At 35.1% G+C, this 26,448-nt stretch carries 40 protein-coding genes; all 40 read right to left on the bottom strand.

The annotated features are described in order from the left end of the window. Positions 1 to 6 precede the first annotated feature (6 nt). The 40 genes from P3X86_RS12965 to rpoC all read right to left on the bottom strand — a co-directional run bounded on the left by P3X86_RS12965 (position 7) and on the right by rpoC (position 26,400). Positions 7 to 807, bottom strand: a complete 801-nt coding sequence (locus tag P3X86_RS12965; RefSeq protein WP_483293122.1) for an energy-coupling factor transporter transmembrane component T family protein — start codon at positions 805 to 807, stop codon at positions 7 to 9. Continuing rightward, the gene (locus P3X86_RS12960; RefSeq protein ID WP_483293121.1) at positions 800 to 1,666 is read right to left on the bottom strand and encodes an energy-coupling factor transporter ATPase; all 867 of its coding nucleotides are present in this window, start codon (positions 1,664 to 1,666) and stop codon (positions 800 to 802) included. The genes P3X86_RS12965 and P3X86_RS12960 overlap by 8 nt, the downstream gene beginning before the upstream one ends. Then, a complete protein-coding gene (locus P3X86_RS12955) occupies positions 1,660 to 2,496 on the bottom strand; it encodes an energy-coupling factor transporter ATPase (RefSeq protein WP_483293120.1) in 837 nt (278 codons plus the stop codon). Before P3X86_RS12955 ends, P3X86_RS12960 begins: the two co-directional genes overlap by 7 nt. A 311-nt stretch (positions 2,497 to 2,807) precedes the next feature. Further along, the gene (gene rplQ / locus P3X86_RS12950) at positions 2,808 to 3,149 is read right to left on the bottom strand and encodes a 50S ribosomal protein L17 (protein WP_483293119.1); all 342 of its coding nucleotides are present in this window, start codon (positions 3,147 to 3,149) and stop codon (positions 2,808 to 2,810) included. A gap of 52 nt (positions 3,150 to 3,201) precedes the next feature. After that, on the bottom strand, positions 3,202 to 4,149 hold the full coding sequence (locus P3X86_RS12945) for a DNA-directed RNA polymerase subunit alpha (RefSeq protein WP_483293118.1): 948 nt from the start codon (positions 4,147 to 4,149) through the stop codon (positions 3,202 to 3,204). Positions 4,150 to 4,220: 71 nt separating this feature from the next. Then, the gene (gene rpsK / locus P3X86_RS12940) at positions 4,221 to 4,619 is read right to left on the bottom strand and encodes a 30S ribosomal protein S11 (protein ID WP_483293117.1); all 399 of its coding nucleotides are present in this window, start codon (positions 4,617 to 4,619) and stop codon (positions 4,221 to 4,223) included. 24 nt (positions 4,620 to 4,643) lie between these two features. Further along, on the bottom strand, positions 4,644 to 5,012 hold the full coding sequence (gene rpsM, locus P3X86_RS12935; protein WP_483293116.1) for a 30S ribosomal protein S13: 369 nt from the start codon (positions 5,010 to 5,012) through the stop codon (positions 4,644 to 4,646). Between the two features lie 48 nt (positions 5,013 to 5,060). Continuing rightward, on the bottom strand, positions 5,061 to 5,174 hold the full coding sequence (rpmJ, locus tag P3X86_RS12930) for a 50S ribosomal protein L36 (protein ID WP_066502387.1): 114 nt from the start codon (positions 5,172 to 5,174) through the stop codon (positions 5,061 to 5,063). Positions 5,175 to 5,189: 15 nt separating this feature from the next. Further along, a complete protein-coding gene (infA, locus tag P3X86_RS12925) occupies positions 5,190 to 5,408 on the bottom strand; it encodes a translation initiation factor IF-1 (RefSeq protein ID WP_483293115.1) in 219 nt (72 codons plus the stop codon). A gap of 25 nt (positions 5,409 to 5,433) precedes the next feature. Then, on the bottom strand, positions 5,434 to 5,715 hold the full coding sequence (locus P3X86_RS12920) for an RNA-binding protein (protein WP_483293114.1): 282 nt from the start codon (positions 5,713 to 5,715) through the stop codon (positions 5,434 to 5,436). Further along, positions 5,702 to 6,472 carry a type I methionyl aminopeptidase gene (gene map / locus P3X86_RS12915; RefSeq protein WP_483293113.1) on the bottom strand — a complete coding sequence of 257 codons (771 nt, stop codon included), beginning with the start codon at positions 6,470 to 6,472 and terminating at the stop codon, positions 5,702 to 5,704. Before map ends, P3X86_RS12920 begins: the two co-directional genes overlap by 14 nt. Positions 6,473 to 6,474: 2 nt before the next feature. Then, entirely contained in the window at positions 6,475 to 7,122 is a 648-nt protein-coding gene (locus P3X86_RS12910; protein WP_483293112.1) for an adenylate kinase, read from the bottom strand. Positions 7,123 to 7,154: 32 nt separating this feature from the next. After that, positions 7,155 to 8,432 (bottom strand): preprotein translocase subunit SecY, encoded by a 1,278-nt coding sequence (secY, locus tag P3X86_RS12905; protein WP_483293111.1) that lies wholly within the window; start codon positions 8,430 to 8,432, stop codon positions 7,155 to 7,157. 3 nt (positions 8,433 to 8,435) lie between these two features. Beyond that, on the bottom strand, positions 8,436 to 8,876 hold the full coding sequence (gene rplO / locus P3X86_RS12900) for a 50S ribosomal protein L15 (RefSeq protein WP_483293110.1): 441 nt from the start codon (positions 8,874 to 8,876) through the stop codon (positions 8,436 to 8,438). Positions 8,877 to 8,907: 31 nt separating this feature from the next. Further along, entirely contained in the window at positions 8,908 to 9,084 is a 177-nt protein-coding gene (gene rpmD, locus P3X86_RS12895) for a 50S ribosomal protein L30 (protein ID WP_483293109.1), read from the bottom strand. A 12-nt stretch (positions 9,085 to 9,096) separates the two neighbouring features. Further along, positions 9,097 to 9,603 carry a 30S ribosomal protein S5 gene (gene rpsE / locus P3X86_RS12890; RefSeq protein WP_483293108.1) on the bottom strand — a complete coding sequence of 169 codons (507 nt, stop codon included), beginning with the start codon at positions 9,601 to 9,603 and terminating at the stop codon, positions 9,097 to 9,099. A 15-nt stretch (positions 9,604 to 9,618) separates the two neighbouring features. After that, the gene (rplR, locus tag P3X86_RS12885) at positions 9,619 to 9,981 is read right to left on the bottom strand and encodes a 50S ribosomal protein L18 (RefSeq protein ID WP_483293107.1); all 363 of its coding nucleotides are present in this window, start codon (positions 9,979 to 9,981) and stop codon (positions 9,619 to 9,621) included. 16 nt (positions 9,982 to 9,997) lie between these two features. After that, positions 9,998 to 10,537, bottom strand: coding sequence for a 50S ribosomal protein L6 (gene rplF / locus P3X86_RS12880; protein ID WP_483293106.1), 540 nt, complete (start codon positions 10,535 to 10,537; stop codon positions 9,998 to 10,000). Positions 10,538 to 10,574: 37 nt separating this feature from the next. After that, entirely contained in the window at positions 10,575 to 10,973 is a 399-nt protein-coding gene (rpsH, locus tag P3X86_RS12875) for a 30S ribosomal protein S8 (RefSeq protein ID WP_483293105.1), read from the bottom strand. A 30-nt stretch (positions 10,974 to 11,003) separates the two neighbouring features. Further along, complete coding sequence (locus tag P3X86_RS12870; RefSeq protein ID WP_483293104.1) at positions 11,004 to 11,189, bottom strand: type Z 30S ribosomal protein S14; 186 nt, start codon at positions 11,187 to 11,189, stop codon at positions 11,004 to 11,006. A 14-nt stretch (positions 11,190 to 11,203) separates the two neighbouring features. Continuing rightward, positions 11,204 to 11,746: a 50S ribosomal protein L5 gene (gene rplE, locus P3X86_RS12865; RefSeq protein ID WP_483293103.1), complete on the bottom strand. Its 543-nt coding sequence runs from the start codon at positions 11,744 to 11,746 to the stop codon at positions 11,204 to 11,206. Between the two features lie 28 nt (positions 11,747 to 11,774). After that, positions 11,775 to 12,086 (bottom strand): 50S ribosomal protein L24, encoded by a 312-nt coding sequence (rplX, locus tag P3X86_RS12860; RefSeq protein ID WP_483293102.1) that lies wholly within the window; start codon positions 12,084 to 12,086, stop codon positions 11,775 to 11,777. Between the two features lie 14 nt (positions 12,087 to 12,100). Next, a complete protein-coding gene (gene rplN, locus P3X86_RS12855; RefSeq protein WP_483293101.1) occupies positions 12,101 to 12,469 on the bottom strand; it encodes a 50S ribosomal protein L14 in 369 nt (122 codons plus the stop codon). A gap of 31 nt (positions 12,470 to 12,500) precedes the next feature. Further along, the gene (rpsQ, locus tag P3X86_RS12850) at positions 12,501 to 12,758 is read right to left on the bottom strand and encodes a 30S ribosomal protein S17 (protein WP_483293100.1); all 258 of its coding nucleotides are present in this window, start codon (positions 12,756 to 12,758) and stop codon (positions 12,501 to 12,503) included. A gap of 35 nt (positions 12,759 to 12,793) precedes the next feature. Further along, complete coding sequence (gene rpmC, locus P3X86_RS12845) at positions 12,794 to 12,997, bottom strand: 50S ribosomal protein L29 (RefSeq protein WP_483293099.1); 204 nt, start codon at positions 12,995 to 12,997, stop codon at positions 12,794 to 12,796. Then, on the bottom strand, positions 12,987 to 13,430 hold the full coding sequence (gene rplP / locus P3X86_RS12840) for a 50S ribosomal protein L16 (protein ID WP_483293098.1): 444 nt from the start codon (positions 13,428 to 13,430) through the stop codon (positions 12,987 to 12,989). Before rplP ends, rpmC begins: the two co-directional genes overlap by 11 nt. Before the next feature lie 26 nt (positions 13,431 to 13,456). After that, positions 13,457 to 14,125 (bottom strand): 30S ribosomal protein S3, encoded by a 669-nt coding sequence (gene rpsC, locus P3X86_RS12835; protein WP_483293097.1) that lies wholly within the window; start codon positions 14,123 to 14,125, stop codon positions 13,457 to 13,459. A 17-nt stretch (positions 14,126 to 14,142) separates the two neighbouring features. Next, positions 14,143 to 14,478: a 50S ribosomal protein L22 gene (gene rplV, locus P3X86_RS12830; RefSeq protein ID WP_483293096.1), complete on the bottom strand. Its 336-nt coding sequence runs from the start codon at positions 14,476 to 14,478 to the stop codon at positions 14,143 to 14,145. Positions 14,479 to 14,514: 36 nt separating this feature from the next. Beyond that, positions 14,515 to 14,799, bottom strand: a complete 285-nt coding sequence (gene rpsS / locus P3X86_RS12825) for a 30S ribosomal protein S19 (RefSeq protein WP_483293095.1) — start codon at positions 14,797 to 14,799, stop codon at positions 14,515 to 14,517. Positions 14,800 to 14,850: 51 nt separating this feature from the next. After that, the gene (gene rplB, locus P3X86_RS12820) at positions 14,851 to 15,684 is read right to left on the bottom strand and encodes a 50S ribosomal protein L2 (RefSeq protein ID WP_483293094.1); all 834 of its coding nucleotides are present in this window, start codon (positions 15,682 to 15,684) and stop codon (positions 14,851 to 14,853) included. A 39-nt stretch (positions 15,685 to 15,723) separates the two neighbouring features. After that, a complete protein-coding gene (rplW, locus tag P3X86_RS12815; protein ID WP_483293093.1) occupies positions 15,724 to 16,014 on the bottom strand; it encodes a 50S ribosomal protein L23 in 291 nt (96 codons plus the stop codon). After that, entirely contained in the window at positions 16,014 to 16,637 is a 624-nt protein-coding gene (rplD, locus tag P3X86_RS12810; protein ID WP_483293092.1) for a 50S ribosomal protein L4, read from the bottom strand. The genes rplW and rplD overlap by 1 nt, the downstream gene beginning before the upstream one ends. Positions 16,638 to 16,661: 24 nt before the next feature. Further along, positions 16,662 to 17,294 carry a 50S ribosomal protein L3 gene (rplC, locus tag P3X86_RS12805; protein WP_483293091.1) on the bottom strand — a complete coding sequence of 211 codons (633 nt, stop codon included), beginning with the start codon at positions 17,292 to 17,294 and terminating at the stop codon, positions 16,662 to 16,664. A 72-nt stretch (positions 17,295 to 17,366) separates the two neighbouring features. Continuing rightward, positions 17,367 to 17,690, bottom strand: coding sequence for a 30S ribosomal protein S10 (gene rpsJ / locus P3X86_RS12800; protein ID WP_483293090.1), 324 nt, complete (start codon positions 17,688 to 17,690; stop codon positions 17,367 to 17,369). A 314-nt stretch (positions 17,691 to 18,004) separates the two neighbouring features. Further along, positions 18,005 to 19,198 carry an elongation factor Tu gene (gene tuf, locus P3X86_RS12795; RefSeq protein WP_483293076.1) on the bottom strand — a complete coding sequence of 398 codons (1,194 nt, stop codon included), beginning with the start codon at positions 19,196 to 19,198 and terminating at the stop codon, positions 18,005 to 18,007. Positions 19,199 to 19,295: 97 nt separating this feature from the next. Next, complete coding sequence (fusA, locus tag P3X86_RS12790; RefSeq protein ID WP_483293089.1) at positions 19,296 to 21,362, bottom strand: elongation factor G; 2,067 nt, start codon at positions 21,360 to 21,362, stop codon at positions 19,296 to 19,298. Positions 21,363 to 21,459: 97 nt separating this feature from the next. Continuing rightward, positions 21,460 to 21,930: a 30S ribosomal protein S7 gene (rpsG, locus tag P3X86_RS12785; protein ID WP_483293088.1), complete on the bottom strand. Its 471-nt coding sequence runs from the start codon at positions 21,928 to 21,930 to the stop codon at positions 21,460 to 21,462. A gap of 163 nt (positions 21,931 to 22,093) precedes the next feature. Next, positions 22,094 to 22,510, bottom strand: a complete 417-nt coding sequence (gene rpsL / locus P3X86_RS12780; protein ID WP_483293087.1) for a 30S ribosomal protein S12 — start codon at positions 22,508 to 22,510, stop codon at positions 22,094 to 22,096. 32 nt (positions 22,511 to 22,542) lie between these two features. Continuing rightward, on the bottom strand, positions 22,543 to 22,785 hold the full coding sequence (locus tag P3X86_RS12775) for a ribosomal L7Ae/L30e/S12e/Gadd45 family protein (protein WP_483293086.1): 243 nt from the start codon (positions 22,783 to 22,785) through the stop codon (positions 22,543 to 22,545). A 123-nt stretch (positions 22,786 to 22,908) separates the two neighbouring features. Further along, a complete protein-coding gene (gene rpoC, locus P3X86_RS12770; protein ID WP_483293085.1) occupies positions 22,909 to 26,400 on the bottom strand; it encodes a DNA-directed RNA polymerase subunit beta' in 3,492 nt (1,163 codons plus the stop codon). Between the last annotated feature and the right edge of the window lie 48 nt (positions 26,401 to 26,448).

Genomic DNA, 26,448 nt, shown 5'->3' with positions numbered 1-26,448 from the left:
CTTTCATTATAGCACATATCTGCTTGTTACTATAATTGCAACTAAACAAAATGTAAGAGCTAGTGCACCAAAGTCTCTTGTGTGCATACTCAATTGTTTCATTCGCGTTCTGTTCTCTCCACCTCTATAACATCTTGCTTCCATTGCCATTGCTAACTCATCTGCTCTTCTAAATGCGCTTATAAACAGTGGTACTAATAATGGTACTAAGCTCTTTGCCCTCGATAGGAAATTTCCACTCTCAAAGTCTGCCCCTCTTGCCATTTGCGCCTTCATTATTTTATCTGTTTCTTCTAATAGTGTTGGTATAAATCTAAGTGCTATTGTCATCATCATAGCTAATTCATGTGCTGGCACTCCTATTTTTTTTAATGGATTTAGTAGCTTTTCTATACCATCTGTAAGTGATATAGGAGATGTAGTGAGCGTAAGCAGTGACGTTCCTACTACAAGGAATATCAACCTAAGTGCCATAAAGGTTGCTTGTATCAAACCTTCCTTTGTTACACTCAAAAACCATATTTTAAATATAACTTCTCCTTTTGTCATAAATACATTTAGTAAAAAGGTGATTATTATAATTACAAATAATGGTTTTAATCCTTTAAATATAAACTTAGGAGGTACTTTTGACAGTGCTATAGCACTACCTAAGAACGCTACTACAAATATATACGGTATAAATTTATTGATTAGAAAGATAGCTATTAAAAATATAAATGTAATTGCTATCTTTACTCTTGGATCTAATTTATGTATTACTGTTTCTCCCGGAAAGTATTGTCCAATTGTTATATCTTTAAGCATCTTCTTTACTCCTTAGATATTTGATAATTTCTTCTTTGGCTTCATCGACTGTTAACACATCATCATTTATATCTTTAATTTTCTCTTTTAATTTTCTCATAAAATATGTTATCTGTGGTACTCCTAGTCCGATGTTCTCTAGCTCTACATCGTTTTTAAATACTTCTTTAGGTTCTCCTGACATGGCTATTTTACCCTTATGCATAACTATTAATCTATCAGCTAACATCGCTACATCTTCCATGCTATGAGATACTAATATTATAGTTATACCTTGTTTCTGATGAAGTGTTTTCACTTGTGATAAGATTTCATCTCTTCCTTTGGGATCTAGTCCTGCTGTAGGTTCATCAAGTATTAAGACCTTTGGCTTCATAGCTAGAACTCCTGCTATTGCCACTCTACGTCTTTGCCCACCACTTAGCTCAAATGGTGATCTTTCCTTTACCGTTTCATAATCTAAACCTACTAGCTCTATAGCTTCTTTTACTCTTTTATCTATTTCTTCTTCTGATAGCTCCATATTCTTAGGTCCAAATGCTACATCCTTATATACTGTTTCTTCAAACAGCTGATGTTCTGGATATTGAAACACTAAGCCTACTTTTTTTCTTATTTCTTTAAGCTTAACTTTGGAGTCTGTTATATCTACACCATCTACTATTATCTTTCCTTCACTCGGCTTTAGCAAACCATTTAAGTGTTGTATTAGTGTAGATTTCCCTGAACCTGTATGTCCTATTAGCCCTATGAACCTTCCTTCTTCTATCTCTAGGTTTACATTATCAAGTGCTTTTCTTTCAAAAGGACTTCCTGGATTATATATATGAGTTAATTTTTCTATTTTTATACTTAACATATGCTATCCACCATCTCTTTTACTGTCAACACATTTTCTGGAACCTTGATACCCTGTTTTCTAAGCTTATATGCAAGCTCTGTTACTTGTGGCACATCTAATCCCAGTTTTTTTATCTTTTCTACTTGACTAAAAACTTCTCTTGGTGTTCCTTCTAATACTGTTTTACCATTTTCCATTACTATTACTCTATCCGCTTGTACTGCTTCATCCATATAATGCGTGATAAGTACTATTGTCTTTTTCTGCTCTTGGTTAAGTTTGTTTATTGTACTCATTACTTCTTTTCTTCCTGAAGGATCAAGCATAGCTGTTGGTTCATCAAATATTATACACTCTGGATTCATTGCAAGCACTCCTGCTATTGCTATTCTCTGCTTTTGCCCTCCCGACAGCATATGTGGTGCGTGCTTTTTGTATTCTGACATCTCTACTATATCTAAAGCTTCATCTACTCTTCTTCTTATTTCTTTTGGCTGTATACCTTGGTTCTCTGGCCCAAATGCTACATCCTCTTCAACTATTGTTGCTACTATTTGATTGTCTGGATTTTGAAATACCATTCCTGCTGTTTGCCTTATATTCCAAACATTTTCGTAGTTGCTCGTATCTAAATTTTTTACATAAACTTTACCTTTTGATGGCTCGAGTATTGCATTCATATGCTTTGCAAGCGTTGATTTGCCTGAACCATTATGTCCAAGTATTGCAAGGAATTCTCCTCTTTCTACTTGAAGGCTTACTTTATCCAATGCATAAACCTCTTCATCCTCATTATTTTTATATTGATATGAAACACTATCTATTTTAATCATTATGTCTTTTTCCATCTTAGTTTCACCTCGTCAAAGTGTGATATATATTTATATACTATTCCGTTTCTAATTTTAGCAAATTTAAGTATTCTATTCAAGCTTATTAATATTATTTTATGTTCATTTTTTTAATATATTGAGAATATTGCTGAATCACTTCAAAAATATTCTCAATATATCAAAAGGGGTGTCTTATAAGACACCCCCTAGGGATGTTTTAGAATGAGTTAAATGTACCCACTCGTAAACATCCCTTTGGGTCATTTCAATAAATAAGTATGTTCAAAAAACAGTAAATATCACTCTGAAATAGCCCTATTGTAAGCTTACAATAATTCTAAAATTACCATTTCCGAGCCGTCTCCTCTACGTGGACCCAGCTTTAATATTCTAGTATAACCACCATTTCTTTCAGCATACTTTGGTGCAATTTCTTCAAAAAGAGCCTTAACAACGTCTTTATCATATAAGTATGATAAAGCTTGACGTCTTGCATGAAGATCGCCTCTCTTACCAAGAGTAATCATCTTTTCAGCCATTCTTTTTGTTTCTTTTGCTCTAGTTACTGTTGTCTCTATTTTTCCATGATGCAATAAACTTGTTGTTAAGTTTCTTAACATCGCATTTCTATGGTCAGTAGGGCGCCCAAGTTTTCTTAACTTAGCCATTCTCGTATCACTCCCTTCAGTCTTATATGAGTATATATCTCATATCAAAGCTCTAATCTTCTTTTTTTGCTAAACCTAAGTTTAGTTCTGATAGTTTTCTTTGAACTTCTACTAAGGATTTCTTACCCAAGTTTCTTACTTTCATCATATCTTCTTCAGTCTTTTGAGTAAGTTCTTCTACTGTATTTATACCAGCACGTTTCAAACAGTTATATGATCTTACTGATAAGTCAAGTTCTTCTATGGTCATTTCTAGAACTTTTTCTTTCTTATCTTCTTCTTTTTCAACCATGATTTCGACGTCACTAACATGACTTGTTAAATCTATAAATAGATTTAAGTGCTCATTTATTATTTTAGCTCCTAATGAAGCAGCTTCGTCTGGTTTTGTTGTTCCATCTGTCCAGATTTCTAATATAAGCTTATCAAAGTTAGCTTCTTGACCAACTCTAGTATCTTCTACCTTGAAATTTACTCTTTTTACAGGAGTAAATATTGAATCAACTGGTATATCTCCTATCGTATGGTTCTCTTTTTTGTTGTTAACTGATGGAATATAGCCTCTTCCTTTGACCATTTCCAACTCCATATATAATTTTCCGCCTTCTTCTATAGTCGCAATGTATAGATCTTTATTAACTATTTCTACGTCTGGACCTGTTTTAATGTCTCCAGCTCTTACCTCACATGGTCCTACTTCATCTATTACTAAAGTAGTTCTCTCTTCTGTGTGCATTTTAGCTGCTATAGATTTTATGTTTAATATTAATTCAGTCACATCTTCGGCAACACCTGGAACTGTCGAGAATTCATGTAATACTCCTTGAATTCTTATTAATGATACCGCAGCTCCTGGTAATGACGATAATAGTACTCTTCTTAAACTATTTCCAAGTGTAGTACCATAACCTCTCTCTAAAGGTTCTACAATAATTTTTCCATACGTATTATCTTCGTTTATTTCAACCATTTGAATTTTGGGCTTTTCTATTTCTATCATTTATAACCCTCCCTTTTTTTCTATATTATACTTGAGGGCGACTGATTCTAGTATCACCTAGAAATAATTAATTATACTCTTCTGCGTTTTGGCGGTCTACAACCGTTATGAGGAATAGGCGTTACATCTTTAATCAAGCTAACCTCAAGACCTGTTGCTTGTAATGATCTTATTGCTGCTTCTCTACCAGATCCCGGACCTTTTACGTATACTTCAACAGCTTTTAATCCATGCTCCATTGCTTTTTTAGCAGCTGACTCAGCAGCTACTTGTGCAGCAAACGGAGTTGATTTCTTGGAACCTTTGAATCCAAGCTGTCCTGCACTAGCCCATGATATAGTATTACCTCTTAAGTCTGTTAAGGTAATAAGTGTGTTGTTAAATGTAGATTGTATATGCGCTTGACCTTTTTCAATGTTCTTACGCTCTCTTCTTCTTACACGGGTATTCCTTCTTTTCTTAGCTGCCACTTAGAAGTCCCTCCTTTTCAATTCCTATTTCTTTTTCTTTTTGCTAGAAAGTTTTTTAGGACCCTTTCTTGTTCTAGCGTTGTTCTTAGTTGATTGTCCTCTTACAGGTAGACCTCTTTTATGTCTTAATCCTCTGTAGCATCCAATCTCTCTAAGTCTCTTTATATCCATTGCTATTTCTCTTCTTAGATCTCCCTCAACAACGTACTCATCGATTTCGCTTCTTAATTTAGAAACTTCTTCTTCTGTTAAATCCTTTATACGTGTATCTGGATTAATACCAACCTTACTGATTATTTCTTGCGATCTTGACTTTCCAATACCATAAATATACGTCAAACCAATCTCGACTCTTTTTTCTCTTGGCAAGTCTATCCCAGCTATTCTGGCCATTAACTTTACACCTCCTAAACTGTGCATGTCAATTGTATCTTTTTACTTTTATCCTTGTTTTTGTTTATGTCTAGGATTTTGACATATAACCATTACTCTGCCTTTTCTTCTTATAATTTTGCATTTTTCACATATTTTTTTAACAGATGGTCTTACTTTCATTGTAAACCCTCCTTGCTACTTATTACGCCAAGTTATTCTTCCTCTTGACAAGTCATATGGAGAAAGTTCCAACATAACTTTATCTCCAGCAAGAATTCTAATAAAATTCATTCTCAGCTTTCCTGATATATGAGCTAATACTATATGTCCGTTTTCTAGTTTAACTTTAAACATAGCATTAGGTAAAACTTCTACAACTGTACCTTCAACCTCAATAACATCTTTTTTGGACATTAGGTTATCTAACCTCCGTTCCTGGCTATATGATATTAGTTACCGTAGCCAATTGTTTTCTTATATACGAATTATTAATTTTTTCACTCTTAATTATCTTATTCTTAAGTTCTTCTAATACCGTGTTAGTTACTCTTAGATGCTTAATTTTTTTCTTTTTCGGTTTATCAAGTTTTCTCAAGTCACCATCACAAATTAGGACATATTCACTATCCAGCTTATTTAGAACTATAAAGTTTCTTCCACTGTCTCTTCCTCTTTTGGATATCACGACTTGACCAATAGATATATCATCAGTTGTTTCCACTAATTTCACCTCGCGATAGTGTTAGTAATTCTGGCTCACCATCAGTTATCACTATAGTATTTTCGTAATGAGCAGATAATTTTCCATCTACTGTAATTACTGTCCAGTTATCTTCTAGTACTTTCACATGGAAACTACCAGCATTGACCATAGGCTCTATAGCTAAAACCATGCCCTTTTTTAACCTAGGTCCTCTTCCTGGTGGACCATAGTGTGGTATCTGAGGATCTTCATGCAACTCTTGACCTATTCCATGTCCTACGTAATCTCTAACGACTGAAAAACCATTCGCTTCAACGTATTCTTGTATTGCGTGAGATATATCAGATAACCTATAACCGACTTTAGCATATTTTATTCCCTCAAAAAAACTTCTCTTTGTGACCTCTATAAGCTTTACTGCCTCATCGCTAGCATTGCCTACTACATGAGTTCTTGCTGCATCTCCATAGTATCCATCTATTAATGAACCAATGTCTATACTTATAATATCGCCATCTTTTAGCTTTCTTAACCCTGGTATTCCATGAACTACTTCATTATTTACTGAAGCGCATATTGTTGCTGGAAAACCGTTGTAACCTTTAAACGCCGGCTTAGCTCCAAACTTTCTAATAAACTTCTCTGCAACTTCATCTAATTTTTTCGTTGTAACTCCAGGTTTTATAAAGCTTTTGAGATGTTCATGAGTCTCTGCTACTATGGCTGCTGCTTTTCTAAGCTTATCTATTTCTCTATCGCTCTTTAAAATTATCATATTTATTCGCCCCCTAGGGCATTTACTATATCACTATATACTTTGTCTATATCTTGTTTACCATCAATATTTACAATCTTATCTTGTTTTTCATAGTAGTTTATCAATGGTTGTGTCTTGTTTTGATATTCCTCTATTCTCTTAGATACAGTTTGCTCGTTATCATCTGCTCTTTGATATAACTCACCACCGCATATGTCACAAATACCTTCTTTTTTAGGCGGATTGAATAAAACGTGATAAGTTGCTCCGCACTCTTTACATATGCGTCTTCCAACTGCTCTTTTTACTAATTCATCCTTAGAAACTTCGATATTTATAACTTTATCAAGATTGTAACTCAATTTCTTTAGTTCGATGTCTAATGCATCTGCTTGAGCAACAGTCCTTGGAAATCCATCAAGTAGAAATCCTTTTTTGCAATCGTCCTCTGTTAATCTATCTTTAACGATTGCTACCACTATCTCATCTGGTACTAATAGTCCTTTATCTATGAACTCTTTAGCTTTTGTTCCAAGCTCTGTACCTTCTTTTATATTCTTTCTGAATATATCTCCGGTTGAGATATGTGGAATATTATATTTTTTTACAATCCCTGAAGCTTGGGTTCCTTTCCCAGCTCCAGGCGGTCCAAGTAATATTAACCTCAAAACTATCATCTCCCTATGGAGTTTTCAAACTTCTATTTTAAAAATCCTTTATAGTGTCTCATTTGCATCTGTGCTTCAATTTGCTTAACAGTTTCTAGTGCAACACCTACTACGATTAGTAGTGATGTACCACTAAAGCTGATAGTTATACCTGACTTAGTGTTTATTAGTAGTGGTATAGTTGCTATTAAAGCAAGTGCAATAGCACCTATAAATGTTATTCTGTTTAACACTTTACTTAAAAACTCTGATGTTGGCTTTCCTGGTCTTATCCCTGGAATAAATCCTCCATACTGTTTAAGGTTATTTGAATATTCTATCGGGTTAAACTGTATCATAGTGTAGAAATAAGTAAACCCAAGAATTAATAAGAAATTCAATGTACAATATACCCAAACTCCAACGCTACCTTGTATCGTAAAGTATTCTTTAACGACATTCGCGAATCCTGAATTTGGCCAGAACATTGTTAATGTTGGTAAGAACTGTAATATTGAACTAGAGAATATTACAGGAATAACTCCTGCCATTAATACCTTTAGTGGTATATGAGTACTCTGTCCACCATACATTTTTCTTCCAACTACTCTTTTTGCATACTGTACTGGTATCCTTCGTTGTCCTTCTTGGATAGCAACAACTCCTGTAATGATTGCAACCATTAATATTACGAATAATATAGCTGCTATTAAGCTGATTGTTCCTCCAAGGTAAAGACTACCTACTGTATATATATCTGATGGTATTTTAGTAACTATACCTGCAAAGATTATTAGAGATATACCGTTACCTATACCTTTATCTGTTATTTGTTCACCTAACCACATTAAGAATGCAGTTCCTGCTGTTAATGCTAATATTACAGTAAATTTACCTAGGAATGTGTTGTTTGTAAGTGCACCTCTAAATAATCCTAGTGTATAACCAAGTGCTTGGATTACTGCAAATACAATTGTTCCATATCTAGTATACTGTGCAATCTTCTTTCTTCCTGCTTCTCCTTCTTTAGCCAATCTCTCTAAACTAGGAATAGCTATTGTTAGAAGTTGGAAAATAATTGATGATGTAATATATGGATAAACTCCTAATGCAAATATCGTAAACTTTTTGAATGCTCCACCTGACATTAAGTTAAATAACTCTAACACTCCGCCGTCTCCGGAATTAAACAGGTTTTTGATAAATTCTTTATCAATGAATGGAGCAGGGATATTAGCCCCTAATCTAAAGATAAATAGCATCGCTAGTGTAAATAGCATTCTTTTTCTTAAATCTGGTATTTTCCACGCATTTCTTAGAGTCGATAGCATATATTAGATCACCTCTACCTTTCCCCCAGTAGCTTCTATTTTTTCTAGTGCACTCTTACTAAACTTTTGGGCTTTTACTGTTAATTTTTTATTTAACTCGCCATTTCCTAATATTTTTACTCCATCTTCAAGTTTTCTTAGCACACCGCTTTCAAGTAATAACTCTGGAGTTACTTCTGTATTATCTTCGTATCTATTTAAATCTTCTACGTTAACAATAACATATTTTTTAGCAAAAATGTTTTTAAATCCTTTTTTCGGAAGTCTTCTTGCTAAAGGCATTTGACCACCTTCAAATCCAGGTCTAACTCCGCCACCTGATCTTGATTTTTGACCATCTTGCCCTCTACCAGCTGTTTTACCTTGACCAGTTGCGGTACCTCTACCTAATCTTTTACGATTTTTTGTAGTTCCTGGATTAGGTTTAAGTTGATGTAGTTTCATATCAGCTGCACCTCCTTTATCTTTATCGATTTTACTTAACTATTTCAACCATGTGACTTACTTTGTTGATCATTCCTCTTATTTGTGCATTGTCTTGATGCTCAACTATCTGACCTATTTTCTTTAGTCCCAATGCTTCGATAGTTCTCTTTTGCTTTTCTATTCTTCCTATCTTGCTTCTTACTAATTTTATTTTAATAGTAGCCAAGGTATTTCCCCCCTAACTCAAAATCTCTTCTACAGATTTTCCTCTAATTTTTGCAACTTCTTCTACTGTCTTAAGTTCTGATAAACCATTCATAACAGCATTTAACATGTTTCTAGGATTGTTAGATCCTAATGATTTTGTTCTGATATCTTTAACTCCTGCAAGCTCAAGTATAGCACGTACTGGACCTCCAGCAATAACTCCTGTACCTTCTGGAGCTGGTTTTAATAATACACTACCTGAACCAAAGTTTCCAATTATTTGATGTGGAATTGTAGTTCCTACAATAGGTACCTTTATAACGTGTTTTTTAGCATCTTGGATAGCTTTTCTGATAGCATCTGGAATCTCTATAGCTTTCGCCATTCCAACTCCTATATGCCCTTCTTTATCGCCAACAACTACCAATGCACTAAATCTAAAGTTTCTACCACCTTTTACAACTTTAGTAACACGATTTATATTAACAACCTGCTCTTTCAAGTCTAATTGGCTTGCATCTATTAATTCACGGCGCATTTGTTTCCCTCCTTTTTAGAATCGAAGTCCTGCTTCTCTTGCACCTTCTGCAAGTTCCTTAACTCTTCCATGATATAAATATCCGCCTCTGTCAAATACTACAGCTTCTATTCCATTTTTCTTTGCTCTTTCTCCAACTAATTTACCAACAAGTTTTGCAGCTTCTTTATTTCCTGTAGCCTTTACAGCCTCTGCAACTTCTTTGTCCAAAGTAGAAGCGGAAACTATAGTCTTGCCGTTAACGTCATCTATAACTTGTGCATAGATATTTTTTAAGCTTCTAAATACGTTAAGTCTAGGTCTCTCAGGAGTTCCTGATACATTGCTTCTTAAATGCCTTTTTTTTCTTCTCTCGTTTTTATTAACCTTCTTAAGCATCCTCTTTCACTCCTTTCTACTTAGCAGTCTTTCCTTCCTTACGTCTTACATATTCACCTTCGTATCTAATTCCTTTTCCTTTATAAGGCTCAGGTTTTCTCCAATCTCTTATAACAGCAGCATAGTTTCCTACTCTCTGCTTATCTATACCTTTAACAACTATTTTAGTGTTAGATGGCACTTCAACTTCAATACCTTGTGGATCTTCCATTTCAACTGGATGTGAAAAACCTAAGTTAAGAACCAATTTCTTACCTTGCTTAGACGCTCTGTATCCAACACCTACGATTTCAAGAGTCTTTTCATAGCCTTTTGTAACTCCTTCTACCATGTTAGCAATAAGAGTTCTAGTTAATCCATGTAGAGACTTGTGCTTTTTATTTTCGCTTGGTCTAACAACATTTATAACATTGTCTTCTATTTCTATTTTCATGTCTCTATCAAGTTTTTGTTCTAATTGTCCTTTTGGTCCTTTAACTATCATATAGTTTTTTTCATCTAATTTTATTTCAACTCCAGCAGGTATATCTATTGGCTTTAAGCCTATTCTTGACATGATTGCACCTCCTGTTTCCTAGTATAACATAAATCTATTACCATACGTAGCAGATTACTTCTCCACCAGCATTGTTCTTTCTAGCGTTTTTATCTGTCATAATTCCTTTTGATGTAGACAATATTGCTATCCCAAGTCCGCCTAATACCTTAGGTATTTCGTTTCTCTTAGCATATACCCTTAAACCAGGCTTTGATATTCTCTTAATTCCAGATATTACTTTTTCTTTCTCGCTAGTGTACTTTAGCTTTATTCTAATTATTCCTTGCTTGTCATCTTCTATGAAGTCACAGCCTTTTATATATCCTTCTTCTAGTAATATGTTAACAATACTTTTCTTAATGTTAGAAGCAGGAACATCAACATTTTGATGTCTAGCACTATTAGCATTTCTTATTCTAGTTAACATATCAGCAATTGGATCAGTCATAACCATCAGAGCTACCTCCTTCCATTTACCTAAATATTACCAACTTGCTTTTCTTACTCCTGGTATCTCACCCTTATATGCTAGTTCCCTAAAGCAAATACGGCAAATGCCAAATTTTCTCAGATAAGCATGTGGTCTTCCGCATATTCTACATCTTGAATAGCTTCTTGTACTAAATTTAGGTTTTCTTTGTTGCTTAACCTTCATTGATTTTTTAGCCACAAGTATACCTCCTTCTACTTTTTAAAGGGCATTCCCATAAGTTTCAATAATTCTCTAGCTTCTTCGTCTGTATTAGCCGTAGTTACTATGATTATATCCATTCCCTTAATCTTGTCTATTTTATCGTACTCAATTTCTGGGAATATTAGTTGCTCTTTTACTCCTAAGGCATAGTTTCCTCTTCCATCGAACGCTGTTGAAGAAATACCTCTGAAGTCTCTAACCCTCGGTAATGCAATTGATATTAATTTATCTAAGAAGTCATACATTTTTTCTCCTCTTAGAGTTGTCTTACAACCTATTGGCATACCAGTTCTTATTTTAAAGTTAGAAACAGATTTCTTAGCCTTTGTTATAACAGGCTTTTGTCCAGTTATAGTACTCATTTCGCCAACTGCTGCTTCTAATATCTTAGGATTATCTTTCGCCTCTCCAAGTCCCATATTTACGATTATCTTCTCAACCTTTGGTACTTGCATTACATTTTCATATTTGAATTTGTCCATCATTGCTGGAACTAATTCACTTTTATATCTATCTTTAAGTCTTGATGCCACTTGCACTTACCTCCTTTCCGACAGTAGCCTAGTCTAGAACTTCACCACATTTAGCACAAATTCTAACTTTTTGACCATTTTCCAGTATCTTATGCTTAATTCTTACGCCTTTTTTATCTTTATTGCAATAATACATAACATTTGATGCATCTACTGGTCCTTCTTGATGAATTATTCCACCTTGTTGTACCTTTTGGGAAGCTTTTTTATGCTTCGTTAGCATATTTACTCCTTCAACAATAACTCTGTTTTGTTTTGGCATAGCTTCTAGTACTTTACCAACTTTTCCAGCATCTTTACCTGTTATCTTTACAACTGTATCGCCTTTCTTAATGTGCATTATTACACCTCCTTCTATAACACTTCAGGTGCCAATGATATTATTTTCATGAAACTGCGTTGTCTTAGTTCTCTACATACAGGACCAAATATACGCGTTCCAACTGGTGTTTTGTCTTCTTTTATGATTACTGCAGCATTTTCATCAAAATTAATATAACTTCCGTCATTTCTTTTGATAGGATTTACAGTTCTCACTATAACTGCCTTAACTACTTCTCCCTTTTTAACAACACCTCCTGGCGTTGCATTTTTAACGCTACAAACAATTATATCACCAACGGTAGCATACTTTCTTCTTGAGCCACCAAGTACTTTTATACATAATAACTCTTTAGCGCCTGAATTATCAGCTACCTTAAGACGAGTTTCTGCTTGAATCATGTGTTACCCTCCCTTCGAATAACTGTGTTAATTATTTTGCTTTCTCAACAATTTCAACCAAACGCCATCTCTTTTGCTTACTCAATGGTCTTGTTTCCATTATTTTAACTTTATCGCCTATTCCACAAACATTATTTTCATCATGAGCTTTGAATTTTGTAGTCCTCTTAACTTGTTTTCCATATAAAGGGTGAGCAACAAAAGTTTCTACAGCAACAACTACAGTCTTATCCATCTTGTCGCTTACTACACGGCCTATTCTTACTTTTCTATTACCTCTATCTTCCATTCTCAGATAGCCCTCCTTTCTGAAGCTATAACATCCTATTTGTTACTTAAATTCAATTCGCGCTCTCTAACAACTGTTTTTAATCTCGCTATATCTTTTCTTACAGCTTTTATTCTCATTGGATTATCAAGCTGTCCTGTAGCTAGTTGAAATCTTAAATTAAAAAGTTCTGTCTTGAATTCGTTTAATTTTAAATCTAACTCTTGAGTAGTCATCTCTCTTAATTCACTAGCTCTCATTAGCTTCACCACCCTTTTCAGTTAGGTCTTCTCTTGCAATTACCTTACATTTTATTGGTAACTTATTTATAGCAAGCCTCATTGCTTCTCTAGCTAAACCTTCTTCTATACCAGCAATTTCAAATAATACTCTTCCTGGCTTTACTACTGCTACCCAATATTCTGGTGAACCCTTACCTTTACCCATACGAGTCTCGGCAGGTTTTCTAGTTACTGGCTTATCTGGAAAGACTTTAATCCATATCTTTCCTCCTCTTTTTACATGCCTTGTCATAGCTCTTCTGGCAGCCTCTATTTGATTAGATGTTATCCAAGCAGGCTCTAATGCCTGTATACCATACTCTCCATAAGTAACTTTGTTACCACGAGTTGCCTTACCTGTCATTCTTCCTCTATGAACTTTACGATGTTTTGTTCTTTTAGGCATTAACATAGATATTCCTCCTTCCTGCAGGTTCGTTACTTTTTATCATTTTTTCTAGGTTGTGCGTTACCTTTTGTAGGTAAAACTTCACCTTTATATATCCATACTTTTACACCAAGTTTTCCATAAGTTGTATCTGCTTCAGCAAATCCATATCCTATATCTGCTCTTAATGTTTGTAAAGGTATATTTCCTTCGCTGTATCCTTCAGTTCTAGCCATATCTGCTCCACCAAGTCTTCCTGATACTGCTGTCTTAATACCTTTTGCTCCAGCTCTCATTGATCTTTGGATTGATTGCTTCATAGCTCTTCTAAAAGATACTCTTCTCTCTAATTGAGAAGCTATATTCTCAGCTACTAATTGAGCATCTGTCTCTGGTCTTTTGATTTCTTCAACATTTAAAGAAACTTTTTTGCCAGTCATTTTTTCTATATCTTTTCTTAATTGTTCTACTCCTGATCCGCCTTTACCTATAACCATTCCTGGTTTAGCTGTATATATGTTTAACTTAATTCTCTTTGCAGATCTTTCTATTTCAGTTTTTGATATTCCCGATAAGAACAATTTCTTTTTAACATAAGTTCTTATTTTATGGTCTTCTACTAAGAAGTCAGCAAAGTCTTTTTTCTTTGCGTACCATCTTGAATCCCAGTCTTTAATAACTCCGACTCTTAAACCATGCGGGTTAACTTTTTGACCCATCTTTTCCCCTCCTTTTCCTACTCTCGTTCTTTAAGCACAACACCAACGTGACTAGTTCTCTTTCTGATATGAAAAGCTCTACCTTGTGCTCTTGGTCTATATCTTTTTAGGGTTGGTCCTTGGTTTGCATATGCCTGTGCAACATAAAGATTATCTCTATCTAAATCAAAGTTGTTCTCTGCATTTGCAAGTGCTGATTTGACTACTTTACCTAGTACCTCGGCGCCTTTAGTTGGCATGTACTTTAGTATAGCAACAGCTTCCATAACGCTTTTGCCTCTTACTAAATCAGCAGCTAATTGCACTTTTCTAGGTGAAATACGGACATGTTTTGCAATAGCTTTAGCTTCCACTCATATCCCTCCTTATTGACTATTCTTATAAAATATCTATCTTACAGAACTTGATTTTTCATTTTTTCCTGCATGGCCTCTATAAGTTCTAGTTGGTGCAAATTCACCTAACTTATGACCTACCATGTCTTCTGTTACATAAACAGGTACGTGTTTTCTTCCATCATGAACAGCTAATGTGTGGCCTATCATTTGTGGAAAAATTGTTGATCTACGTGACCATGTCTTGATAACTTTCTTTTCATTTGCCTCGTTAAGTTTCTCTACCTTTTTTAGTAAATGATCGTCACAAAATGGACCTTTCTTTACTGATCTACCCATTCAAAGCTCCTCCTTTCGAACCTTATTTGCTATTAATTAGATTACGAAAAGTTATTTTTTCTTTCTACTCTTAACAATAAATTTATTAGATTTTTTGTTCTTCTTACGAGTTTTGTATCCTAATGCTGGTTTACCCCACGGAGTTACAGGACTTGGTCTACCTATTGGTGATCTACCTTCTCCTCCACCATGTGGATGGTCGTTAGGGTTCATAACACTACCTCTTACAGTAGGTCTAATTCCCATGTGTCTCTTTCTTCCAGCTTTACCTATTGTGATATTTTCATGATCTGTATTTCCTACTTGACCTATTGTTGCTCTACACTCTATTCTTACTAATCTAACTTCTCCAGATGGAAGTCTTACTTGAGCGTAATCACCTTCTTTAGCCATAAGCTGTGCTTGGTTACCAGCTGATCTTACTAACTGACCACCTTTACCAGCTTTCATTTCTATATTGTGGATCATGATACCTACTGGTATGTTCTTAAGTGGTAATGCATTACCTACTTTTATATCTGCATTTGGCCCAGACATTATAACAGTACCAACTTTTAATCCGTTAGGTGCTAATATATATCTCTTCTCACCATCTGCATAATTTATAAGTGCTATATTTGCTGATCTATTTGGATCATACTCAATCGCAGCAACTTTACCAGGGATATCATCTTTATTTCTCTTAAAGTCTATGATTCTATATTTTCTCTTAGCTCCGCCGCCTTTATGACGAACTGTAATCTTACCACGTGCATTTCTTCCAGCGTGTTTCTTTAGTGTGGTAAGCAATGACTTTTCTGGCTCTGTTTTAGTTATTTCTTCAAAAGTAGAAACAGTCATATGTCTAATAGCTGGCGAAGTAGGCTTGAACTTTTTAATACCCACAGTTTTCCCTCCTTCTCTTAACTTGAGTGAATATAATTACTACATTCCTTCAAAGAACTCAATAGTTTTACTATCATCAGTTAACTTAACAATGGCCTTTTTCCAATCAGGTCTTTTTCCGATATTTCTACCCATTCTCTTAAGTTTACCTTTCATATTCATAGTATTTACTTTTTCAACTTTAACGTCAAAAATTCTCTCTATTGCTTTTTTTATTTCTGATTTATTTGCATTCTTGTCTACAGCAAAGGTGTACTTTCTATCTGCCATTGCATCCATACTTTGTTCAGATATTATAGGCTTTCTTATAATGTCATAAGGGCTTCTCATTATGCATACACCTCCTCAACTTTTTTTGCAGCATCTTTAGTAATAATAAACATATCATACTTTAATATGTCATAAACATTTAATGTATTAACTAGTGTAGATTCAACACCAGGAATATTGTTTACTGATTTGATTACATTTTCATCTTTCTCATCCATTACTATAAGTGCTTTTTTCTTTACATCAAAATTCTTTAAGATATTTACCATATCTTTTGTCTTTGGCTGCTCCATCTTCAATTCTTCTAATACTACTATTTCATTATCTAGAACTTTCGAACTTAAAGCAGACTTCATTGCCAATCTCTTAACCTTTTTTGGTATGCTATAAGAATAGTCTCTTGGCTTTGGAGCAAATACTACTCCTCCTCCTACCCAGTTAGGCTGTCTTATACTACCAGCACGAGCTCTACCAGTTCCTTTTTGTCTCCATGGCTTTCTTCCTCCACCACGCACTTCGGCTCTAGTCTTAGCTGACTGTGTTCCTTGTCTCTTGTTCGCAAGCTGGTTTTTGACAGCTTCATATAGAACATGTTGGTTTACTTCGATACCAAACACGTTATCACTTAATTCAATATCACCAATTTGTTGGCCTGAAATATTATATAAAGCTACTTTTGGCATTCTAAATCCTCCTTTCTACGAAGCTTATTTTGTACCTTTAACAGTTTCTTTCACTACTACTAATCCACCTTTAGGTCCTGGTACAGCTCCTTTAATCATTAATAGATTGTTTTCTACATCTACTTTAACAACTTCTAGGTTCTGAACTGTAACTCTCTCATGACCCATGCGGCCTGCATTTTTCATTCCTTTAAATACTCTAGCTGGATGCGCAGATGCTCCTAGTGAACCTGGCGCTCTATGGTATTTAGAACCGTGAGTTTCTGGTCCTCTTGATTGATTATGTCTCTTTATTGGACCTTGAGTTCCTTTACCTTTTGAAGTTCCAACAACATCGATTTTGTCTCCAGCAGCAAATATATCAGCTTTTAAAACTTGACCAACTTCGTAGTCATCTATGTTATTTACTCTGAATTCTCTTAAATATTTTTTATACTCTTTGCTTACTTTATCAAAGTGTCCTTTTAATGGTTTGTTAACCTTTTTCTCTTTGATGTCAGCAAATCCAACTTGTATAGCTGTATATCCATCTACTTCCTCTGTTTTCTTTTGATACACAGTCATAGGTCCTGCCTCAACTACTGTCACTGGAATAACAACTCCATGCTCTCCAAATATTTGAGTCATCCCTACCTTTTTACCTATTATTCCTTTCATCTTTACACCTCCTATTATCTTACAGCGGATTGCATATTTGCAATCATACTAAGCAAAGTGCAAAAGCTTAGCTTATAGCTTGATTTCAATATCAACTCCAGCAGGTAAGTTTAATCTCATTAATGATTCAACAGTTTTTGAAGTTGGACTTAATATGTCAATCAATCTTTTATGAGTTCTTTGTTCGAACTGCTCTCTTGAATCTTTGTACTTGTGAACTGCTCTTAGAATTGTTATAACTTGTTTTTCAGTTGGTAACGGCACAGGTCCTGACACCTTTGCTCCTGTTCTCTTTGCAGTTTCTACAATCTTTTGTGCTGAAAGATCAAGAATCTTGTGGTCGTATGCCTTAAGTCTAATTCTTATTTTCTGCTTCACATTAACTCCATTTGCCATTAGTAATTCCCTCCTTCTATCGCATGTTTAGTTCTACCATACGACATGGGATTGCCGATACACTCTTCCGTGTGTTTTGTATATTGATAATTAAATCAGCTAATCCAACCGCCCGATTTATAATCGGACCTTCTCAGCAAAAATTCCCTGTTTTTACACAAGCAGCAACCTTTTGCCTCATCGCATGTCTGTAGCACACCTTATTATTTTACAATATAACACCACAAAATACAAGGGTTTTTTTTATTTTTTTTTATTTATTTCTTCAAAAAAAGAAGAGGCTACTAACCCCTTCTTATTTATTATCTTTTAGATTATTCTATAATCTCACTAACAACACCAGCACCAACTGTTCTTCCACCCTCACGGATAGCGAACTTAAGTCCTTTTTCCATTGCTATTGGTGTAATTAATTCTACTGATAACGCTGCGTTATCTCCAGGCATACACATTTCTACGCCTTCTGCTAATTCTATTGCTCCTGTTACGTCTGTTGTTCTAAAGTATAATTGTGGTCTGTATCCACTAAAGAATGGCTTATGTCTTCCACCCTCTTTTTCTGTTAATACATATACCTCTGCTTTGAACTTCGTATGTGGTGTTATTGAACCAGGCTTTGCTAATACTTGACCTCTTTCAATATCTGTTCTTTGTACTCCTCTTAGTAATGCTCCGATGTTATCTCCTGCTCTTCCTTCATCTAGAAGCTTTCTGAACATCTCTACTCCTGTACATACTACTGATCTCTTCTCTTCTGTTAATCCTACGATCTCTATTGTATCTTGTACTTTTAGTACTCCTCTTTCTATTCTTCCTGTTGCAACTGTTCCTCTACCTGTGATTGAGAATACGTCCTCTACTGGCATTAGGAATGGTTGGTCTGTATCTCTTGCTGGCTCTGGTACTGCTCTATCTACTGCTTCCATAAGCTCTAATATCTTTGTTCCCCACTCACTTTGTGGATCTTCTAATGCTTTTAATGCTGATCCTACTACTACTTCTGCATTATCTCCATCAAACTCATATTCGCTTAGTAATTCTCTGATTTCCATTTCTACTAACTCGATTAACTCTTCATCATCTACCATATCTGCTTTGTTTAAGAATACTACGATTTGTGGTACTCCTACTTGGCCTGATAATAGTATATGCTCTCTAGTTTGTGGCATTGGACCATCTGCTGCTGAACATACTAGAATCGCTCCATCCATTTGTGCTGCTCCTGTTATCATGTTCTTTACGTAGTCAGCATGTCCTGGGCAGTCTACGTGCGCGTAGTGTCTTGCTTCTGTCTCATACTCAACGTGTGCTGTTGATATTGTGATTCCTCTTTCTCTTTCTTCTGGAGCTTTATCTATATTATCAAATGCTACTGCTTCTCCAGTTCCTAATCTCTCATGTAACACTTTTGTGATTGCTGCTGTTAATGTTGTTTTACCGTGGTCTACGTGTCCTATTGTTCCTATGTTTACGTGTGGCTTATTTCTTTCAAATTTTGCTTTTGCCATTGTTTTCTCCTCCTTAATTTCACTTTAAAAAGTTTAATATGTCAGACAAATTCAATATTTGTCTATTATTTTATAGGGTATCTTTATAGACAGTCCCTTATCTTTCCATTATCTTCTCAGCTATATTCTTAGGTACAGCTTCAAAGTGATCTAATTCCATTGAGTAGTTTCCTCTACCTTGAGTTTTAGAACGTAAATCTGTAGCGTAACCAAACATCTCTGATAATGGAACAAATGCATTAACTACTTTTATTCCATTTCTATCTGTAAAGCTTTCTATTCTACCTCTTCTTGAGCTAACATCGCCCATTACATCTCCTAAATACTCTTCTGGTACTAGTACTTCTACTTTCATGTATGGCTCAAGTATTACTGGTTTAGCTTTCTTCATAGCATCTTTAAATGCCATAGATCCAGCTATCTTAAATGCCATCTCACTTGAGTCAACATCATGGTAAGATCCATCATAACATGTTACTTTAAAGTCAACTACTGGGTATCCAGCTAAGATACCGTTTTGTGATGCTTCTCTTATACCTGCATCAACGTGCGGTATATATTCTTTTGGTATAGCTCCACCTTTGATTTGATCAACAAACTGATAACCTGAACCTGGCTCAAGTGGCTCCATGATAATTTTACAATGACCATATTGTCCCTTACCACCAGATTGTTTAGCATATTTGCTATCAACATCAGCTTTAATAGTGATTGTCTCTCTATAAGCAACTTGTGGATTACCAACATTTGCTTCTACTTTAAACTCTCTTAGAAGTCTGTCAACAATGATATCTAGGTGTAGTTCTCCCATACCTGCTATTATTGTTTGACCTGTTTCTTCATTAGTATATGTTCTGAAAGTTGGATCTTCTTCAGCTAATTTTACTAATGCTATACCCATTTTTTCTTGACCAGCTTTAGTTTTAGGCTCTATCGCTACTTCTATAACTGGCTCTGGGAATTCCATAGACTCAAGTACTATTGGATTTTTCTCATCACATAGTGTATCTCCAGTAGTAGTTATTTTTAATCCTACTGCTGCTGCGATATCTCCAGCATATACTTGCTCTATATCTTCTCTAGTATTGGCATGCATCTGTAAGATACGTCCAATCCTCTCTTTTTTACCTTTTGTTGAATTAAATACGTAAGAACCTTTCGCCATCTGTCCTGAGTAAACTCTGAAAAAAGATAGTTTACCTACATATGGGTCTGCCATTATCTTGAATGCTAATGCTGAAAATGGCGCTTCATCTGAAGAGGCTCTCTCAATCTCTTCGTCTGTATCAGGATGTAATCCTGTAATAGCTGGAACATCTAATGGAGATGGTAAAAGCGCTACTATAGCATCTAGTAACAACTGTACTCCTTTATTCTTGTATGCTGAACCACAGTATACTGGAGTTATTTCAACAGCAAGTGTTCCTTTTCTGATAGCTAACATGATTTCTTCCTCAGTAAGTTCTTCACCTTCCAAGTATTTCATCATTAACTCTTCATCTTGCTCAGCTGCTGCTTCTACTAATATTTCTCTGTGTTCATTAACTAAATCCATTAAATCTTCTGGGATTTCAACTGTCTCCATATCTGTTCCTAAATCATTTTTATACATTACGGCTTTCATAGTTACTAAGTCGATTATTCCTCTGAATTCATTTTCTGCCCCAATTGGTAATTGCATTGCTATTGCATTAGCTTTTAATCTATCTTTCATTGACTGCAATGAAAGTATAAAGTCTGCACCCATTTTATCCATCTTGTTTACAAAACAGATTCTTGGAACGTTATATTTATCTGCTTGACGCCAAACAGTCTCAGATTGAGGCTCTACTCCGTTCTTTGCATCAAATATCGCAACTGCTCCATCTAATACACGAAGAGATCTCTCAACTTCAACAGTAAAATCCACATGCCCTGGTGTATCTATGATATTAATTCTATGACCTTTCCACTGAGTTGTAGTGGCAGCAGATGTAATTGTTATACCTCTCTCCTGCTCTTGCTCCATCCAGTCCATTTGTGAAGCACCTTCATGTGTTTCACCTATCTTGTAAATCCTACCAGTATAGTATAATATTCTTTCAGTCGCTGTAGTTTTACCTGCATCTATGTGAGCCATAATGCCAATATTTCTAGTATTTTTTAACGAAAACTCTCTTGGCACAATACTCCTCCTTCCTGCTGCTAAGTTATAATAAGTTTATTATAACCTTATTGAAAATTCTATATTCTATCTTTTTCTATTTATAGTAGAATATTTATTACCATCTAAAATGTGCAAATGCCTTATTGGCTTCTGCCATTTTGTGCGTATCTTCTCTCTTTTTAACACTAGCTCCAGTATTGTTAGCTGCATCCATTAACTCTTTCGCTAGTTTTTCTCTCATTGTCTTTTCTCCTCTTTTTCTTGAGTAAGTTGTTAACCATCTCAATCCAAGAGTTTGTCTTCTTTCAGCTCTAACTTCAATTGGTACTTGGTAGGTAGCTCCACCAACACGTCTTGCCTTAACTTCTAGCACAGGCATGATGTTTTCCATAGCTTTGTTAAATACTTCGCATGGATCTTCTCCAGTTTTTTCATTTATGATATCAAATGCACCATAAACTATCTTTTGAGCTACTCCTTTTTTTCCATCTAGCATGATAGAATTGATTAATTTAGTAACTACCTTATCTTTGTAGATAGGATCTTCCATTACTACTCTTTTTTGAATATGACCTTTTCTTGGCACTGTTCTTCCCTCCTTAATAAACATTGATTAATTCACAGGTACTCGATAGTACGATTAACCCATTTAAAATACCACCGATGTGCGCTTAATGTATATATAAACACATACTAAACTCCTTATAATCTAAGGAGTTAAGAAATGTTACATCTTGCACAATTAGATATTATTTTTTCTTAGGTCTCTTTGTACCATATTTTGACCTAGCTTGCATCCTGTTCTCAACTCCAGATGTATCAAGAGTACCTCTTACAATGTGATATCTAACTCCTGGTAAGTCTTTTACTCTTCCACCTCTTATTAAAACAACACTATGCTCTTGTAAGTTATGACCTATACCTGGGATATAAGCTGTAACCTCATGACCATTTGTAAGTCTAACCCTTGCTATTTTTCTTAAAGCTGAGTTCGGCTTTTTAGGAGTAGTTGTTTTTACTGATGTACATACTCCTCTTTTTTGTGGAGAATAAGATTTAACCATTTTCTTTCTTAATGAGTTATAGCTCTCATTTAAGTGACGGGAAGTTGATTTTCCTTTTAGGCTCTTTCTACTCTTTCTTACTAATTGGTTGATAGTTGGCATCTAGGCACCTCCTTTTTAGCTTTTAGTTTGATTTATTTTAATAATGCAACTGATGCTGCATTAACGTCGATTTCACAGGCTTTACCAAGTTCTTCCATAGTGTTGACGTATATAACTTCTATATTCTTACTCTTACATATGTCCACTAGTTTGTTTACTACATGACTATCTGCATCTCTAGCTATATAGACTAATTTAACTTGATCAGATAACAATGCTCTTTCAGCCTGTTTTGTACCAACAACCTTTTTCTCTTCTTTTAGCAGAGATAACATGTTAGTACCCTCCTTTATGCATACCTAGAAGATTATACAGCTTACGCCATATAATCTTCTTATCACCTTGATTTACACACTTATATATTTTAACATCACTTGTTCTAACTGTCAATATATTATTTAGCTTTGAGTTTCCTGTGCATTTATAGCTACATTCCTGTATCTATGCATACCTGTTCCTGCAGGAATAAGCTTACCAATTATTACATTTTCTTTTAGACCTATCAGCTTATCTTCTTTACCCTTAATAGCAGCTTCTGTTAATACTCTTGTTGTTTCTTGGAAAGATGCTGCTGATAAGAACGAATCTGTAGCTAGTGATGATTTTGTTATTCCAAGTAGAACTCTTCTACCTACTGCTGGAGTTCCCCCGCCTTCTTCTATCTTTCTGTTTTCTGATTCAAACTCAAATATATTTACAAGGCTTCCAGGTAATAAATCTGTATCTCCAGAATCTTCTACCTTAACTTTGTTTAACATCTGCTTAACTATAACCTCTATATGTCTATCATTGATGTCAACACCCTGCATCTTGTAAACTCTTTGTACCTCTTTTACTATATACTGATAAACTCCTGAAACTCCTTTTATCTTCAATATGTCATGAGGATTTACTGAACCTTCAGTTACTACATCTCCAGCTTCTATTATATCTCCATCTCTTACTTTTAATCTTGCTCCGTAAGGTATAGCATATGTCTTTGCTTCTCCGTCTGTAGATGTCACTATTACTTCTTTTTTCTTTCTATCTGATTTTACATCAACTACACCAGCAATCTCTGTTATTACAGCAAGACCTTTTGGTTTTCTAGCCTCAAATAACTCCTCAACCCTTGGAAGACCTTGTGTAATATCTCCACCCGCAACTCCTCCTGTATGGAATGTTCTCATCGTAAGCTGTGTACCCGGCTCACCTATTGATTGAGCAGCTATTATACCAACTGCCTCTCCAATATTAACATCTCCGCCTGTTGCAAGGTTTTTACCATAACACTTAGCACATACTCCATGCTTAGTATTACATGTAAGAACTGATCTTACTTTTATTTTTTCTATACCTGAATCTTCAATTTCTTTTGATTGATCTTCTGTTATATAGTCGCCTTCTTTTACTATTATTTCTCCAGTTTTTGGATGGATTATGTCTTCTACACAGACTCTTCCACTTATTCTTTCGTGTAATTCCTCTATTACTTCTTTACCATCTTTAAAGGCTTTTACTTCTATTCCTTGTGACGTGCCACAGTCTAAATCTCTTACTATAACATCTTGACTAACATCAACTAGTCTTCTTGTAAGATATCCAGAGTCGGCTGTTCTGATAGCTGTATCTGCAAGTCCTTTTCTGGCACCATGTGTAGATATAAAGAATTCAAGTACTGATAATCCTTCTCTAAAGTTTGATTTAACTGGTATCTCTACTGTTTTACCAGTAGCATTGGCCATAAGACCACGCATACCTGCAAGCTGTCTAATCTGATTCCTACTACCTCTTGCTCCAGAATGAGCCATGATAAATATATTATTTAATCTATCAAGATTGCCCATCAAAGCTTCCGTTACACTTTCAGTAGTCTTAGTCCATATATCTATTACTCTCTCATATCTCTCTTCATCAGATATCAGACCTCTTCTATATGCTTTCTCATATTTGTCTACACTTTCTTCTGCTTTTGAAACAAGTTTTTCTTTCTCTCCAGGTATTATGATATCACCTATACTAACTGTTACAGCTCCAATAGTTGAGAAATGGAATCCTGTCTCTTTTATATGATCTAATACAACTGCTGTTATTGTATTACCATGTGTTCTAAAGCATGCTTCTATTATCTTACCTAGCATTTTCTTGTCTACTAACGTATCTATCTCTAATGCATATTTATCTTTTGTTCTATCAACAAAACCTAAATCTTGTGGTATATGCTCATTGAATATAAATCTACCTACTGTACTCTCTACAAGCTGACCTTTATCATCTTCATTTAATCTCACTCTTACTTTAACTTTTGCATGTAGCCCTACTTTTTTAGTATCGTAAGCAAGTAACATCTCGTTAAAGTCTTTGAAAATCATTCCTTCTCCTGGCTCACCCTCACAGTCTATTGTTAGATAGTAACTTCCTAATACCATATCCTGAGTAGGAGTAGATATAGGTCTACCTGCTTGAGGTGCTAGTATGTTGTTTATTGATAACATCAAGAATCTAGCCTCTGCTTGAGCTTCCACTGATAATGGTACGTGTACAGCCATTTGGTCACCATCAAAGTCAGCATTATATGCTGTACAAACTAGTGGATGAAGCTTTATAGCCTTTCCTTCTACTAGTATTGGTTCAAATGCTTGAATACCTAGTCTATGAAGAGTAGGGGCACGGTTTAACAATACAGTGTGCTCTTTAATAACTGATTCTAAAACATCCCAAACAACAGCTTTTACTTTCTCTGTCATTCTCTTGGCACTTTTTATATTGTGTGCATGACCTTCTTCTACTAGTCTTCTCATTACAAATGGTTTAAATAGCTCTAATGCCATTTTCTTAGGTAGTCCACATTGATAGAATTTAAGCTCTGGTCCTACTACGATAACTGAACGTCCTGAATAGTCAACCCTCTTACCTAGTAGGTTTTGTCTAAATCTACCTTGTTTACCTTTTAGCATATCTGATAATGACTTAAGTGGTCTATTTCCTGGACCTGTAACTGGTCTACCTCTTCTACCATTATCTATCAATGCATCTACTGCTTCTTGAAGCATTCTTTTCTCGTTTCTTACGATTATATCTGGTGCTCCAAGGTCTAATAATCTTTTTAATCTATTATTTCTGTTTATAACTCTTCTATACAAGTCATTTAAGTCAGACGTAGCAAATCTTCCTCCATCTAATTGCACCATCGGTCTTAAATCAGGTGGTATTACTGGAACTACATCTAGGATCATCCATTGAGGATCATTGTCTGACCTTCTAAATGCTTCTACTACTTCTAATCTTCTTATTATTCTAATTTTCTTTTGTCCTGAGCTTTCTTTTAATTGGATTTTCAGCTCTTTGGACTCTTTCTCTAAATCTATATCTGCAAGTAATTTCTTAACTGATTCTGCACCCATACCTGCCTTGAATTTTCTACCAAATTTATCTAATGCTTCTCTGTATTCCTTCTCGCTAAGAAGCTGTTTTTTTGATAGAGAAGTATCGCCTGGGTCAATTACAACATATGAAGCAAAGTAGAGTATTTTTTCTAGTGATCTTGGAGACATATCCAGTAACAATCCCATCCTACTTGGTATTCCTTTGAAATACCAAATATGGGATACTGGTGCCGCTAACTCTATATGACCCATTCTCTCTCTTCTTACTTTAGCTTTTGTTACTTCCACTCCACATCTGTCACAAACTACTCCCTTGTAACGAACTCTTTTGTATTTACCACAATGACATTCCCAGTCTTTTGTTGGTCCGAATATCTTCTCACAAAATAGTCCTTCTTTTTCTGGTTTCAATGTTCTATAGTTTATAGTTTCGGGTTTTTTTACTTCTCCTCTTGACCATTGCCTGATTTTTTCTGGTGAAGCTAAACCAATTTTTATTGAATCAAAATTGTTAAGTTCAAACAAGGAGCACTCTCTCCCTTCCTCTTGATTATTTTTCTATACTGACTAATG

The organism is Abyssisolibacter sp. ZYX002 (assembly GCF_056892235.1).
This window is presented reverse-complemented; position numbering and strand designations above follow the sequence as displayed.

What these genes read in the sequence shown, in the direction of transcription:
- rpsC (WP_483293097.1), bottom strand. Translation starts at nt 14,125, where the DNA reads ATGGGTCAAAAAGTTAACCCGCATGGTTTAAGAGTCGGAGTTATTAAA.
- rpsM (WP_483293116.1), bottom strand. Translation starts at nt 5,012, where the DNA reads ATGGCCAGAATAGCTGGGATAGACTTGCCAAGAGAAAAAAGAGTCGAG.
- rpsJ (WP_483293090.1), bottom strand. Translation starts at nt 17,690, where the DNA reads ATGGCAAATGGAGTTAATGTGAAGCAGAAAATAAGAATTAGACTTAAG.
- rpmJ (WP_066502387.1), bottom strand. Translation starts at nt 5,174, where the DNA reads ATGAAAGTAAGACCATCTGTTAAAAAAATATGTGAAAAATGCAAAATT.
- rpsS (WP_483293095.1), bottom strand. Translation starts at nt 14,799, where the DNA reads ATGGGTAGATCAGTAAAGAAAGGTCCATTTTGTGACGATCATTTACTA.
- rplN (WP_483293101.1), bottom strand. Translation starts at nt 12,469, where the DNA reads ATGATTCAAGCAGAAACTCGTCTTAAGGTAGCTGATAATTCAGGCGCT.
- rplC (WP_483293091.1), bottom strand. Translation starts at nt 17,294, where the DNA reads ATGAAAGGAATAATAGGTAAAAAGGTAGGGATGACTCAAATATTTGGA.
- P3X86_RS12955 (WP_483293120.1), bottom strand. Translation starts at nt 2,496, where the DNA reads ATGGAAAAAGACATAATGATTAAAATAGATAGTGTTTCATATCAATAT.
- rplW (WP_483293093.1), bottom strand. Translation starts at nt 16,014, where the DNA reads ATGAGAAGCCCTTATGACATTATAAGAAAGCCTATAATATCTGAACAA.
- rplD (WP_483293092.1), bottom strand. Translation starts at nt 16,637, where the DNA reads ATGCCAAAAGTAGCTTTATATAATATTTCAGGCCAACAAATTGGTGAT.
- rpsL (WP_483293087.1), bottom strand. Translation starts at nt 22,510, where the DNA reads ATGCCAACTATCAACCAATTAGTAAGAAAGAGTAGAAAGAGCCTAAAA.
- tuf (WP_483293076.1), bottom strand. Translation starts at nt 19,198, where the DNA reads ATGGCAAAAGCAAAATTTGAAAGAAATAAGCCACACGTAAACATAGGA.
- rpsQ (WP_483293100.1), bottom strand. Translation starts at nt 12,758, where the DNA reads ATGGAAGATAGAGGTAATAGAAAAGTAAGAATAGGCCGTGTAGTAAGC.
- rpsE (WP_483293108.1), bottom strand. Translation starts at nt 9,603, where the DNA reads ATGCGCCGTGAATTAATAGATGCAAGCCAATTAGACTTGAAAGAGCAG.
- rpmC (WP_483293099.1), bottom strand. Translation starts at nt 12,997, where the DNA reads ATGAGAGCTAGTGAATTAAGAGAGATGACTACTCAAGAGTTAGATTTA.
- rplQ (WP_483293119.1), bottom strand. Translation starts at nt 3,149, where the DNA reads ATGGCTAAGTTAAGAAAACTTGGGCGCCCTACTGACCATAGAAATGCG.
- P3X86_RS12965 (WP_483293122.1), bottom strand. Translation starts at nt 807, where the DNA reads ATGCTTAAAGATATAACAATTGGACAATACTTTCCGGGAGAAACAGTA.
- secY (WP_483293111.1), bottom strand. Translation starts at nt 8,432, where the DNA reads ATGCTATCGACTCTAAGAAATGCGTGGAAAATACCAGATTTAAGAAAA.
- P3X86_RS12945 (WP_483293118.1), bottom strand. Translation starts at nt 4,149, where the DNA reads ATGATAGAAATAGAAAAGCCCAAAATTCAAATGGTTGAAATAAACGAA.
- rplO (WP_483293110.1), bottom strand. Translation starts at nt 8,876, where the DNA reads ATGAAACTACATCAACTTAAACCTAATCCAGGAACTACAAAAAATCGT.
- map (WP_483293113.1), bottom strand. Translation starts at nt 6,472, where the DNA reads ATGATAATTTTAAAGAGCGATAGAGAAATAGATAAGCTTAGAAAAGCA.
- P3X86_RS12960 (WP_483293121.1), bottom strand. Translation starts at nt 1,666, where the DNA reads ATGTTAAGTATAAAAATAGAAAAATTAACTCATATATATAATCCAGGA.
- rplF (WP_483293106.1), bottom strand. Translation starts at nt 10,537, where the DNA reads ATGTCAAGAATAGGCTTAAAGCCAATAGATATACCTGCTGGAGTTGAA.
- rplP (WP_483293098.1), bottom strand. Translation starts at nt 13,430, where the DNA reads ATGTTAATGCCTAAAAGAACAAAACATCGTAAAGTTCATAGAGGAAGA.
- P3X86_RS12775 (WP_483293086.1), bottom strand. Translation starts at nt 22,785, where the DNA reads ATGTTATCTCTGCTAAAAGAAGAGAAAAAGGTTGTTGGTACAAAACAG.
- rplR (WP_483293107.1), bottom strand. Translation starts at nt 9,981, where the DNA reads ATGCTTAAGAAGGTTAATAAAAACGAGAGAAGAAAAAAAAGGCATTTA.
- rplX (WP_483293102.1), bottom strand. Translation starts at nt 12,086, where the DNA reads ATGCACATTAAGAAAGGCGATACAGTTGTAAAGATAACAGGTAAAGAT.
- infA (WP_483293115.1), bottom strand. Translation starts at nt 5,408, where the DNA reads ATGTCCAAAAAAGATGTTATTGAGGTTGAAGGTACAGTTGTAGAAGTT.
- rpsH (WP_483293105.1), bottom strand. Translation starts at nt 10,973, where the DNA reads ATGGTTATGACTGATCCAATTGCTGATATGTTAACTAGAATAAGAAAT.